This window comes from Enterobacter sp. 03-F-07-AD-ECC (assembly GCF_047530935.1).
In the GTDB taxonomy this organism is placed as follows: Bacteria; Pseudomonadota; Gammaproteobacteria; order Enterobacterales; family Enterobacteriaceae; genus Enterobacter; species Enterobacter cloacae.
In genome coordinates this window covers 57,158-69,695 of sequence record NZ_JBLKBZ010000005.1, presented here as the reverse complement: position 1 = coordinate 69,695, position 12,538 = coordinate 57,158, and the positions used below count along the sequence as shown (strand labels likewise).

General features: G+C 51.9%; 13 protein-coding genes. 3 read left to right on the top strand and 10 right to left on the bottom strand.

Annotated features, from left to right (window positions below):
• Positions 1-122 precede the first annotated feature (122 nt).
• Both flhC and flhD read right to left on the bottom strand, forming a co-directional pair.
• Positions 123-701, bottom strand: a complete 579-nt coding sequence (flhC, locus tag ACMWKA_RS09730) for a flagellar transcriptional regulator FlhC (protein WP_013096051.1) — start codon at positions 699-701, stop codon at positions 123-125.
• Positions 702-703: 2 nt separating this feature from the next.
• Positions 704-1,054, bottom strand: coding sequence for a flagellar transcriptional regulator FlhD (flhD, locus tag ACMWKA_RS09725; protein WP_013096050.1), 351 nt, complete (start codon positions 1,052-1,054; stop codon positions 704-706).
• Positions 1,055-1,848: 794 nt separating this feature from the next.
• Here flhD and uspC point away from each other — a divergent pair.
• Positions 1,849-2,277, top strand: coding sequence for a universal stress protein UspC (gene uspC / locus ACMWKA_RS09720; protein ID WP_029882593.1), 429 nt, complete (start codon positions 1,849-1,851; stop codon positions 2,275-2,277).
• Between the two features lie 15 nt (positions 2,278-2,292).
• On the opposite strand, the gene otsA is transcribed toward uspC, so the two are convergent.
• The 5 genes from otsA to araF all read right to left on the bottom strand — a co-directional run bounded on the left by otsA (position 2,293) and on the right by araF (position 8,248).
• Complete coding sequence (gene otsA, locus ACMWKA_RS09715; RefSeq protein WP_013096048.1) at positions 2,293-3,717, bottom strand: alpha,alpha-trehalose-phosphate synthase; 1,425 nt, start codon at positions 3,715-3,717, stop codon at positions 2,293-2,295.
• Positions 3,692-4,495 (bottom strand): trehalose-phosphatase, encoded by an 804-nt coding sequence (gene otsB, locus ACMWKA_RS09710; protein ID WP_095907948.1) that lies wholly within the window; start codon positions 4,493-4,495, stop codon positions 3,692-3,694. Before otsB ends, otsA begins: the two co-directional genes overlap by 26 nt.
• A 176-nt stretch (positions 4,496-4,671) precedes the next feature.
• Positions 4,672-5,658, bottom strand: a complete 987-nt coding sequence (gene araH / locus ACMWKA_RS09705) for an L-arabinose ABC transporter permease AraH (RefSeq protein ID WP_013096046.1) — start codon at positions 5,656-5,658, stop codon at positions 4,672-4,674.
• 14 nt (positions 5,659-5,672) lie between these two features.
• Positions 5,673-7,187 carry an L-arabinose ABC transporter ATP-binding protein AraG gene (gene araG / locus ACMWKA_RS09700; RefSeq protein ID WP_045903194.1) on the bottom strand — a complete coding sequence of 505 codons (1,515 nt, stop codon included), beginning with the start codon at positions 7,185-7,187 and terminating at the stop codon, positions 5,673-5,675.
• 71 nt (positions 7,188-7,258) lie between these two features.
• Entirely contained in the window at positions 7,259-8,248 is a 990-nt protein-coding gene (gene araF, locus ACMWKA_RS09695) for an arabinose ABC transporter substrate-binding protein AraF (protein ID WP_028027935.1), read from the bottom strand.
• Between the two features lie 799 nt (positions 8,249-9,047).
• Here araF and ACMWKA_RS09690 point away from each other — a divergent pair.
• Together ACMWKA_RS09690 and ACMWKA_RS09685 are read left to right on the top strand one after the other, a co-directional pair.
• Positions 9,048-9,551 carry a non-heme ferritin-like protein gene (locus tag ACMWKA_RS09690; RefSeq protein WP_414760160.1) on the top strand — a complete coding sequence of 168 codons (504 nt, stop codon included), beginning with the start codon at positions 9,048-9,050 and terminating at the stop codon, positions 9,549-9,551.
• A 154-nt stretch (positions 9,552-9,705) separates the two neighbouring features.
• The gene (locus ACMWKA_RS09685) at positions 9,706-11,049 is read left to right on the top strand and encodes an anaerobic C4-dicarboxylate transporter (protein WP_414760159.1); all 1,344 of its coding nucleotides are present in this window, start codon (positions 9,706-9,708) and stop codon (positions 11,047-11,049) included.
• A 47-nt stretch (positions 11,050-11,096) separates the two neighbouring features.
• Here ACMWKA_RS09685 and ACMWKA_RS09680 read toward each other — a convergent pair whose 3' ends face one another.
• The 3 genes from ACMWKA_RS09680 to ACMWKA_RS09670 form a co-directional block, all read right to left on the bottom strand.
• Positions 11,097-11,348 carry a DUF2766 family protein gene (locus tag ACMWKA_RS09680; RefSeq protein ID WP_023620128.1) on the bottom strand — a complete coding sequence of 84 codons (252 nt, stop codon included), beginning with the start codon at positions 11,346-11,348 and terminating at the stop codon, positions 11,097-11,099.
• A gap of 109 nt (positions 11,349-11,457) precedes the next feature.
• Positions 11,458-11,541, bottom strand: a complete 84-nt coding sequence (gene azuC / locus ACMWKA_RS09675) for a stress response protein AzuC (protein WP_014832437.1) — start codon at positions 11,539-11,541, stop codon at positions 11,458-11,460.
• Between the two features lie 123 nt (positions 11,542-11,664).
• On the bottom strand, positions 11,665-12,303 hold the full coding sequence (locus tag ACMWKA_RS09670; RefSeq protein ID WP_013096040.1) for an RpiB/LacA/LacB family sugar-phosphate isomerase: 639 nt from the start codon (positions 12,301-12,303) through the stop codon (positions 11,665-11,667).
• Between the last annotated feature and the right edge of the window lie 235 nt (positions 12,304-12,538).

Here is a 12,538-nt window from a genome sequence, read left to right as displayed (position 1 = left end):
ACATCATCCTTCCGCTAGTGACTATGGCAAGGACGTTCAGCTCGCAGCGTTTACCGAATCCAGGATAAAAAAAAGCAGCGGTAATGGCTTACCGCTGCTGGAATCTTTCCCACACGTTCGGGTTAAACAGCTTGTTCGATCTGTTCATCCAGCAGTTGTGGAATAATATCGGCAGCATCCCGGGAAAGTTTACGTCTTTTTACTGCACGGGATGGAGGCTGACATAAACTACAGGCGAAGCTGCCTGCAGGCTGATGAGCATGGGTAATGAAATTGCCATCGCAGCAGTTGCAGCGCGACAATTCAAGCATTCCGCTCTCAACAAAACGTACCAGCGTCCATGCGCGGGTCAGCGCCAGCAGGGGACCCTCTTCCTGCTGTGGGCATTGTTCAAGGTAAAGTTTATACGCTTTGATCACGGCATCGACGCCGCTACACAAACCGGTTTTGAGAAGGTACTGCCAGGCATTACAGAACATGGAGGCGTGAATGTTCTGCTCCCAGGTCATAAACCAGTCCGTTGAAAACGGCAACATTCCTTTCGGTGGGGGACTACCACGTAACTCTTTGTACAGTTTGATGAGACGACCACGGCTCAACTGAGTTTCGCTTTCCAGCATTTGTAAACGAGCACCCAGTGTAATCAGCTCCATGGCCAACTGTATGTCACGCGCTTCCTGAACAATGCTTTTCTCGCTCATTTCTACGCTCTTTTTTTACGGGCTGCGTCATCAGGCTGGCTGATTTCGTTGAGCAAGCGGGTGGAGAGAAGAATACCGGTATGGATCTGTTGCAGATCGTCCACACGAGATTCCTGTGTCAGCCGCGTGATAGTCTGAGGATTATCGAAGCGGAACTGGCAAACCAGTTGATTCGTTTCAGCCAGTTTAACCATTTGCGGCAGGGTTAACCCGCCCAGCATGGTTGCCATCTCTTCGTTAATACCTAAACGAAACATCGCGGACGCTTTGTCCTGACTAATCAATCGCTGCGCGAGCAGTAAATATGACAGGTTGATGTCATAGATATGTTTTAGCAACTCGGATGTATGCATTTTTCCCATCCCGAATAACCAACTATTATTTTTATGCGGAAAGACCGCACCCCGTGATGTCGCCGGGAAAACACCCGGTATTTAAAAAAAAGGCTAAATGCATAGTTGAATTTAGGTTTGTATTCTGCAAAACGTGCACCAACGAAGCGCGGATGCGCTTCTTACATGTTTTATCATTTCTTACAAATAACTAAGATTTTTCCTAATTCGACGCAAACTCTACTCGTCAGTTTTGACACATACAATGCAGCCATCCTCAAATTTAAAAAAAATGTGATCCATGTCACATAATTTAAGTGAATATCATCCATAAATCCATCAGTGAGACTTGTAATTTGTTCACTTTTTAACCAATAAAGACCATTTTATATTCTTTATGGACGAATACTCATGCAGAAGTGCGAACAGAAGGCGCATGGCGATTGCTTTTTTGAGCAATAGCGACTACCGCAACAATTCACACGCTATACATCTCAGGGCCACATTTTCATTACCTATGAAAAACATACAGTTATGCTTGAGGGGTGAAAAATTTGTTTCAAAGCGTGATCATTCACATTGCGTCTATAACGCTTTAAAACGATTTAACATCACGCGCATCAAAATGTGTGATTTACGTTAAGTTGTTAATTTTTTTCATTTGCACGCGGTTTGCCGTTATTCTTCTTATAAGAATAATTAATGAATAATTATGAGAAGCTTCACACTAATGTCGTATTCACCTCTTGCAGAAGTGCTGATTTCGCGGTAATGCTGACACAGACGCGGTTTTTCAGACAGCTAAGGAGTGCGTGATGAGTTACTCCCATCTTCTTGTTTCTGTTGCAGTTTCACCGGAAAGTCACCAACTCGTTGCCCGGGCGGTGTCCATCGCCCGCCCGCATAATGCGCGCATCAGCTTAATTACCCTTGCGGCCGAACCCGAGATGTACAATCAACTGGCAGCCCCCATGCTGGAAGATATTCGTGAGGTATTACAGGAAGAAACGCAGCAATTTCTGCAGGAGCTGGTGGAGAAAGCGCAATATCCCATTTATCAGACCGTCATTGCGACAGGTGAACTGAATGCGCATATTCTCGACGTATGTCGCAAAGAGAAAATTGATTTAGTGATATGCGGTAATCATAACCAAAGCTTTATTTCACGGGCGGCCTGTGCGGCGAAATCGATAGTCGCCTCAAGCCTGGTTGATGTGCTGTTGGTGCCTCTTGGGGGTCGTTAAACCCCCAGAGGAATATCACGCCAGTTTAGGGAAAGTCGCGATCTTTTTTTGCAGAACGCCTTCATGGCTTTGCGGTTCAATATTACGCAAATCGCGAATAAAACGTGCCTGCCAGTGATTAATATCGTTCTCGCGGATCGTATCCATCATTTCCGCATGACGGGAAATACGCTCCGTCAGCGGCATCGTCAGAGCACGGTTGAGCGCGTTCGCCACATCATCCCGGTCGTAAGGGTTCACGATGAGCGCTGAAGTGAGTTCGTTCGCGGCTCCCGCAAACTGAGAAAGCACCAGCACCCCCGGATCGGCTGGATCTTGTGCCGCCACATACTCCTTTGCCACCAGGTTCATCCCGTCGCGCAGCGGTGTTACGAGGCCGACGTCAGCATAGCGGAACACCTTCATCAGGATCTTACGGTCAAAGTGTTGGTTCAGATAAAACAGCGGCGTCCAGCCCAGCTGACCGTAGCGGCCGTTGATGCGCCCTGCTTCCGTCTCCAGTTGATGACGAATATCCTGATAGGCCTGCACTTCCCCACGCGACGTAGGTGCAATCTGCGTATAGCGGATTTTACCGTGGTGCTGCGGATATTTATCCAGCAGCGTTTCATACGCCAGGAAGCGCTCCGGCAGCCCTTTGGAGTAGTCGAGACGCTCCACAGAGAAGATATTCTTCACGTGTTTCAGCTCGTTTTTAAGCTGCGCCAGCTTCGGCGGCAACGGACCAGACGCCTGCTCAGCAATCTCATCCGGCTCTATCCCAATCGGATAGACTTCGGTGTGGAACGTTTTACCCCAGGCCGTATGCGTTTTGCCCCCTTTCGTCATCAGGCGTGTTTTGCCCGATACCGAATCCAGGAACGCAATGCGGTCATTCTCAGTCTGGAAGCCCAGCAAATCGTAATCACACAGCGCTTCCAGCAGCTCTTCATGCGGCGGCAGCGCGGTAAAAATTTCCGGTGTCGGGAACGGAATATGGAGGAAGAAGCCGATGCGGTTGTTGACTCCGCGTTTTCGCAGCTCGCGGGCGAAGGGAAGCAGATGATAATCGTGGATCCATAAAATATCGTCTTCCTCGATTAAAGGCAGCAGTTTATCCGCCAGCAGCGCATTGACGCGGCTGTAGCCTTCAAACGATTCTCGCTGGAATTTGACCAGGTCCAGACGGTAGTGGAACGCGGGCCACAGCACGGCATTCGAGAACTGGGAGTAGTACTCGTCATAATCTTTCTCTTTCAGGGCGAATGACGCCCAGGTGATGTTGCCGCGCGTCACCTTTTTAAGTGGTTTTTCTTCCTCACTGATGTCCCCACTCCAGCCAAACCACAGCCCGCCAGCAGCTTTTAAGGCACCTAATACCCCCACCGCCAGCCCACCTGCACTGGCTTTTTTATCGTCAGGCGGTGCGATACGGTTAGAGACGACGACTAAGCGACCCATAATGGTTTCCCCCTTTGTTTTGCGCTATTTGTTGTTGTTGCTGGTTAGCGATGTCAGATATCCACTGCCAGACGCTGGTCACATTTGCCAGACGCCATTCGGCTTCAGTGTCACCAGGCCCAACCTTCACGGAGATCCCTCCGGCCTGATTCACTACACGAAACCCGGCCTCATCGGTCAGGTCATCCCCAAGAAAAACGGGCGTCCGGCCCCGGAAAGGCGGCGTTGCCATAAACGCGGCGATCGCAGCCCCTTTATTGATCCCTTTCGGTTTAAGCTCCACGACGCATTTACCCGGCTGCAGCGCCAGCTCAGGATGCGCCTGCGCGACCCTGGCGGCGAGCGCAAGCACGGCCTCTTCATGCTGCGGTGCCTGGCGATAGTGCAAGGCAAAGGCCATCCCTTTGGCTTCCAGCTCCGTGCCCGGCAGTTTAGCCAGTGCAGCAGCGAGCTGCGCCTGCAGCTTTTCGATTAATGCATCGGGGAGTGAAACGATGTGCGTGTGATCATGGATGTCGCGGCGCTCCGCTCCGTGTACACCGGCCAGCGGAAAGTGGTAAGGACTGGCGAGCAAATCCAGCTCGGCCATTGAGCGCCCTGATATCAATGCCAGTGCTCCCTCATTCATTTGCGAGAGCTGATGCAAATCCTGTAATACCGCCTCCGGGATAACCACCTGGTCGGGGTGCGGTTTTATCCCGGCGAGCGTGCCGTCGAGATCGAAAAAGAAAGCATAGTGTCCGGGCAGTACAGGCGGTGCGGTTAACAAGTCAGCCACCCTGGTCCTCCTTACGGTTTACGAGAGGTAAACGCCTTTACCTCTTTCATAGCCATGTAAGTATAGACAGTGTGACGTCGCTCGCCATTTGACAACCGCCCCGCCAGCGGAACTGGCGGGGCGGTTCAGGCGTCAACTAAGGTTATAAGTTGAGCAATTAAAAGGCAGGAAGAACGTTACACGGTACGCTTCGCTTTTTGCTTGTAACGGTCGAAAATCACGGCTGCGAGCAGGATCAGGCCACGAACCACATACTGGGAGAACGGCGAAATATTCAGCAGGTTCATGGCGTTCTCTACCGTCCCCAAAATGAGGATACCGGCCACCACATATGAGATTTTTCCGATGCCGCCCTTCAGCGAAACCCCGCCCAACACGCAGGCTGAAATGACGATCAGCTCGTAACCGATGGAGGTCATAGGCTGGCCGCTGGTCATGCGCGATGCCAGAATAATCCCCGCTGCCGCCGAGACCAGACCGGAGAGCACAAAGATAATGATCTTGGTGCGCACCACCGGTACACCCGCCAGCCGCGCCGCTTCCTCATTACCGCCGATCGCCAGGGTATTTCGGCCAAACGTGGTGCGGTTAAGCAGGAAGCCGAACAGGATCAGGCAGGCCACCGTCAGCCAGATTGGCGCAGGCAACCCCAGCCAGTTCGCATAGCCAAGGGTGAAGAAGCGCTCGTCTTCAATCCCCACCGCTTTACCGTCGGAGATGATATAGGCCAGACCGCGCACAATCTGCATGGTCGCAAGCGTGGTGATCAGGGCGTTAATCTTCAGGCGGGCAATCACAAACCCGTTAACCAGACCGCTGATAACGCCCAGCAGCAGACCCGCCAGCACGCCAATCCACAGGCTTTCGGTCATATTGATCACCACCGCCGTGGTGACGCCAGCACAGGCAATGACGGAGGCCACTGACAGGTCGAAATCGCCCGAGGCCAGACAGAACAGCATCCCGCAGGCCACCATACCGGACATGGAAATGGCCAGCCCCAGCCCTTTCATATTAATGAAGGTGGCAAAGTTGGGCACAAAGATCGCGCAGGCGACAAAGAGTGCGGCAAAGACCACCAGCATGCCGTACTGATCCCAGATGCGGCCAAAACTGAAGGCCGATTTCGATTTCGGCGCTCCGGATGTAGTAACAGAGGACATCATTAACTCCTTACTCAGGCGACAGCCTGGCTAACTTTCGGCATGGCGAGACTCAACGCCTGTTGTTCATTCGCCTGTTCATGAAGCAATTCACCGGCGATTTCGCCCTCACGCATCACAACAATGCGGTCGGCCACGCCGAGTACCTCAGGCAGATCGCTGGAGGCGAACAACACCGCCACACCGCGTTTTGCCAGCTCATAGATCACGTTATAAATTTCGTGTTTCGCCCCCACATCGATGCCGCGCGTTGGCTCATCCAGCAAAATGACCTTCATATCCTCCGACAACCAGCGGCCTAAAATCGCCTTCTGCTGGTTACCGCCGGAGAGATTCATGATCAGCTGTTCAGGGCCCGGGGTTTTGATGTTCAGCGAACGGATATGGTGGTCGGCGTTGCTCTCCTCCCAGCCGTCGTTGATCAGGCAACCGGCGCGAATAAACTTCCGCCGCGCGGAAATATTGATGTTGTCACGTACCGAGTGCACCGGAATAATGCCCTCCGCTTTGCGGTCTTCCGGGCAGAGCATCATCCCGGCCTGGATGGCATGTGCGGGCTTCTGGATATCGACCCGCTGCCCGTCAATGGATACCTGCCCTTCGGTGATGCGCGTACCGCCAAACAGGCCTTTCATTAACTCGCTACGCCCTGCGCCCACCAGACCAAACAGCCCGACGATCTCCCCGCTGCGCACCGAGAGCGAGATCGGCGTTCGCACGCCCGGCGCTTTAACGTTTTCCAGCTTCAGGCGCTCAGGGCCGTGTTCGCGTGGCTGCCAGTGATAGATATCTCCCAGCTCGCGGCCAACCATCGCCTGAACGAGCTGGTCATGATTGACCTGCTCCATATCGGTAAAGGTGCGCACGTAGCGGCCATCTTTAAAGACGGTGATGGCATCGCTTAAGGCAAAAATCTCTTCCATACGGTGCGAAACATACAAAATAATGCGGCCTTCTTTACGCAGCTCGCGGATCACCCGGAACAGGTTTTCGATTTCACGCGCGGAAAGCGAGCTTGTCGGTTCGTCGAAGGCAATGATCTTGGCGTTACGCGCCAGCGCCTTGGCAATTTCAACCATCTGCCACTGGCCGATGGAGAGATACTTCAGTGGTGTCTGGGGATCGACATCCAGACCCAGATGTTTCAGCTGCAGCCCCGCTTCGTAATTAAGTAGCGACCGGTTTACCACGCCGCTTTTGTGCGGGAGCTGGCCTAAATAGATGTTTTCCGCCACCGTCATCTCAGGGATCAAATGCAGTTCCTGATAGATGATGGCCACCCCGGCGTTGAGCGCAGCGGTGGTATCAGCAAACGCCACCTCTTCGCCGCGAATGGCCAGCGTGCCGGTGGTTGGCGTGTAGTTGCCGCTGAGGATTTTCAACAGCGTGGATTTTCCGGCGCCGTTTTCGCCCATCAGGGCGTGAACCTGACCGGCATAGCAGTCGAAGCTGATATCGGTCAGCGCGTTAACACCGGGGAAGGTTTTCCCGATACCGCGAAAAGAGAGATACGGATCAGACTGTCGCATAACGTCTCCGTGATTCCTGTAGTGTGTACGTCTGGCCCCTCGCGGTTCGCGAGGGGCACAATCACCGCGTATTACTTACCGCCCAGTCCTTTTTTCGCCAGCTCCTCTTTGAAGTTGTCGCGGGTGATCAGCACCACGTCGGTCACTTCAGTAAACTTCGGCGGTTCCACCCCTTTGGTGACCCAGTTGTAGAGCATTTCGCTGGATTTATAGCCGTGTACGTCCGGGCTTGGCAGCAGTGAGCCGTAGAAGCCCGTCGCCTGCGCTTTAGAGAGCTCACTCACCGCGTCAACGCCGTTGATGCCGATACCGATCACATCAGGCGCTTTGAAGCCCTGACCTTCCGTTGCGCGTACGCCGCCCAGGACGGTGTTATCGTTCATGCCGACCACCAGCCAGTGCTTCACCTCTGGATGTTGAACCAGCATGGAGTTGGCGGCGTCGAAGGCCCCCGGAATGTCGTTGGATTTTGTCGGCACTTTATAGATCTGTTTTTCCGGGAAGCCGGCCGCTTTCAGCGCGTCCATCGACCCGGTGGTACGACGGCGGGCGGTATCCAACTCGTCGGCAGTGATAGCCATCACGGCGGTATCTTTCACATCCCAGCCGCGTTTCTGCATCTCTTTATAGAGTTCCTGGCCCTGACGTTCGCCAATTTTGGTGGCCGCCATCATAACCAGCGGCACGCTGTCCATCGGTTTGCCCTTGGCGTTGACGAACTGATCGTCAACCGCAATGACCTTCATGTCGTAACCGCGCGCTTTGGCTGCAATTGCAGAGCCCAGTTTGGGATCCGGCGTACAGATAACGAACCCTTTCGCCCCGCTGGCCGCCAGGCTGTCGATAGCGTTCAGCGTTTTTTCACCGTCAGGCACGGCGATTTTAATGACTTCAAATCCTAAATCTTTCCCGGCCTTATCGGCGAATTTCCATTCGGTCTGGAACCAGGGTTCTTCCGGCTGTTTTACCAAAAAACCGAGTTTTAAATTCTCAGCGATAGCGGATTGTGACATAACGGCAGCCAGACCGATGGCCGCCAGCGCTTTAGTAAATTTGTGCATGGTAAACTCCAGCATTAGCGTTCTTTTCTGTAGGGAATATTTGCGTACTTCTTATTTAATCGGACTTAAAACAAGGCATTAGCGCTTACCTCGTCATAAGCGTTAGTGCTGGTGATAGTTTTAGCGGGAAATTAATCATCCATAAGAGAGCGCCATCACACCGCAGAATTACAGTAATTGCGTACATAAATTCAGCGAAAAATGACATAAAAACGGCAGTATTTGTCGGACAAATGAAGCCGAGATAAGCAGAATTATCCATAAGATCAGCTAAGAAATCCCTGATACCCAAACCCCCGCACTCCGGGCGCGATCGCGGTACGGCGTTACCATCATCGGGAACTGTGTAGGACTGGCGTTGCCGCAAAATATATTTTATGGCGTTATTCTGCGAAAATTGATTTAGCGCAATTTAGTCGGCGCATCATATATTTGAAATAGTTAATCCTGAATTAACTATTTCTCAGAGCATTATTCCGGATCACTATTCCCAGTGGGTAAATATCGATATTAAAATAGGCAAAAACCAGTAATTTCAAGGCATTAGATAAATATTATTTTATAACAACATGTTGTTATTTTTGTACTATATTAAATTTTGTAATGTATGGTAAAACGCACCAATTAAGAGTTTTCTTAAACGCCGGGCAGGGGTATGCTTATTTATATCGAACACAGGAAGTGATTATTCGGTCGACTTTTGTCACTGCAGAAATGCTTTTCTGCCACTTACTCGTCTTAACCTGCCCGTTCAGGTTTTGTTACGGACATCACACTAACAGTCTATAAGGATATTGGTATGACTACCCAAACGATGATGCAAAAACTCAATGCGCAGATGAACCTGGAGTTCTATGCGTCGAATCTGCACCTCCATTTGAGCGAGTGGTGTTCTGAGAACCGTCTCAACGGTACCGCCACTTTTTTTCGTACCCTGGCACAAAGTAACGTCACCCATATGATGCGCGTCTTTAACTTTTTGAAAGGCGCAGGGGCAAATCCTATTGTCAAAGCCCCGGATGCAATTAATGGGCACTACTCCTCGCTGGAGGAGTTATTCAGGAAAACGCTTGAAGAGTATGAGCAACGCTGCGCCACGCTGAATAAACTGGCGGATGAAGCCAGAGCACAGCATGACAGCGCAACACTGCAGTTCTTGCGTGATATGGACAAAGAGCAGCAGCAGGACGGCATTTTGCTTAAAGCACTGGCGGATGAGCTCCGCAACGCGCAACAGTCCGGGTTATGCCCGGAACAGACCGACCGTCACCTGCTCGATCTGGTAACAGTACAGCACCACTAAGCTTTTCGCCTGCTCCCGTTCGGGAGTGGGCCTCTTTTTCACAGCCAACCTCCTGCTTTTTAAAAGATTTAACAAATCAGATCTCGCTCTCAATGATTATCCCTACAACATGTAATGATTTATTTAATTACATAATTAATGACGAGGGAGCATCATGATCACCATTGAGTTTATTGTCATCCTCCTGTGCCTGCTGACAGGCACGCGTTTTGGCGGGATGGGACTGGGGCTGATAAGCGGTATCGGTCTGTTTATTTTGACGTTTATCTTTGGTCTGCAGCCCGGTAAACCGCCGGTTGATGTGATGCTGACCATCCTCGCTGTGATCGGGTGTGCGGCCACCCTGCAGACGGCAGGCGGGCTGAATGTGATGATGCAATTTGCCGAGCGCCTGCTGCGTAAGCATCCTCAGCACATCACCCTCCTCGCCCCCTTTACCACCTGGCTGCTGACCTTTCTCTGCGGTACCGGCCATGTGGTGTACACCATGTTCCCGATTATTGCCGATATCGCCCTGAAAAAAGGGATCCGCCCGGAACGTCCGATGGCCGTGGCGTCGGTGGCATCGCAAATGGCGATCACCGCCTCCCCGGTCTCCGTTGCCGTGGTGTCGCTGATTTCCATTCTGGCCGCCCAGCATGGCATTGGACACGCGTGGGGGATCCTTGAAATTCTCGCCGTGTCGGTTCCCGCCTCGCTGTTCGGTGTGACTATTGCCGCCCTGTGGAGTTTACGCCGCGGGAAAGATTTAGCTGATGACATGGAATTCCAGGAAAAGCTGAAAGATCCAAAACAGCGCGAGTTTATCTACGGCGGAACCGAGACGTTGATGAACCAACGTTTTCCGAAACAGGCCTACTGGTCAACGTGGATTTTCTTCGCCGGGATCGCGGTGGTGGTGCTGCTCGGGGCATTACCTGAACTGCGTCCGGCGTTTGAGGTGAAAGGCAAAATGACGGCGCTGTCGATGAACCTTGTCATTCAGATGATGATGCTCATTGCGGGTGCGGTGATGCTGGTCACCTGCAAGGTCAATGCAGCGACCATTTCTAACGGCGCGGTCTTTAAAGCCGGAATGGTGGCGATTTTCTCGGTGTTCGGCGTCGCGTGGATGAGTGATACCTTTTTCCAGGCGCATCTCGACGAGCTAAAACTGGCGCTGGAAGGGGTCGTGAAAAGCCATCCGTGGACCTACGCCATCGTGCTTTTCCTGGTCTCTAAACTGGTGAACAGCCAGGCGGCAGCGTTGACGGCCGTGGCGCCGATGGGGTTAATGCTGGGTATCGATCCGAAAATGCTGATCGCTTTCTTCCCGGCGTCGTATGGCTATTTTGTTCTGCCCACCTACCCAAGCGATTTGGCCTGCATCGGGTTTGACCGTTCAGGGACAACCCGTATCGGCAAATTTATTATCAACCACAGCTTTATTCTGCCGGGGATAATTGGCGTGAGCTGTGCTTGCGCGGCGAGTTATCTGCTGGTACAGACCTTCTTTTAAACGCTTTCGGGCGACAGGCACTGTCGCCCTTCTCACGTTGCGCGCTATCAGTGAGATTCACTCTGCGGCGTGAATCTCAGCTCAATCAGTGCAATGGCTTTCTGGATCGCCCGAAGCGTAACCGGGTCAGCCGCAGCGGGATGGCTGGAAAAATCGATGTTTTTCAGCTGGGTAGACATCTTCTCGCGCACTTCCACCGGCGCGATAACATCTAAGACATCAAGGATCTGTTTGATGACCAACTGGCATGCGACAACATCAGATACCAGTTCCTGATCGGCGCTCAGGTTTTGAGACATGGGGGGATTCTCCTTATTCAAAGGCCGCCATAGTAACAAAACACGCCCCCTTTCATCTCCTTTCTGGTGGTTGCAGGCATAAAAAAACCTGCCGAAGCAGGTTTTTTTATCAGAACATCGCGCCAGGCGGCACGTCTTTGAAGGTGTTGCAGTAGTTAGCCCACATGCTTTTGAGGATTTTGCGCAGTTTCATTGTGATGCTCCATTAACTTGTTATACAACTTTATCGTCAATGTGCCTATAATATGACCACCATCACAAAAATCAATATTTTTGTGACTCACATCACAATTTTTTTCTGCATTCAGCCACGCGGTTAGCCGACAATCTCGCGCACGAAAGCCTCGATCTCTTTGTCCTGGCAGTTTTCAAAGAAGCACTGCTGGAAGCGCTGGCCGGAAACGGCGGTTTTTACCAGCTCAGGATCGATTGCCCGCAGCGTGTCCAGATAGTTCTCTTTGACCACAGCCGCTTTCACCTGATTCAGGATCCCCGCATTACGTACCTGAGGCTCTTTGCGCTCTGGCGGATAACCTTCTCCCTTGCGGCCGGTGAACGCTTTTTCGAAGATAAAGCGAACGTTCAACTCTGCACCCCAGCCGAAGCCTTTGGCAAACGGCAGGGCAAGCGCGTTACCGTTGTTAATCTGGGCGAAGAGAAACGCATCTGCAGGGTCGATACAGTAACCGCAGATCACGCCCGGGTGGATGTTCAGCGACATCAACGCCCCCTGGCCCGTTCCACACCCAGTCACCACAAAATCAACGGCCTTCGCATTGAGCAAAATGCTCGCCATGATCCCCAGATGGATATAGGTCAGATGATGGTCATTCTCATCGCTCATGCCAACGTTATACACCGGGAACCCTTTTTCGTCGGCGACCGTTTTTAACTCTTTCAAAATCACTGGATTTTTTGCGGCCTGGCTGTTTTCCATCATCAGTGCGATTTTCATTGTCTCTCTCCTGAATGCGTTGCGGGCGAGCCCATCATGGATACCTTTTCATCTTCACCCTACTATCACACAAACGCACTTTCAAATTAAATGAAAGATTGTTTTAAAAAACCAAAGAGGACTCACATTTTTGTTAATGACAGGTCTGAGCCCGGCCCGTTGCAAAGAGAAAGGGCAGATTGTCCGGCTATTCAGGGCATTGCGGCGGACAGCGAGCGGTACGATAACGTATTTC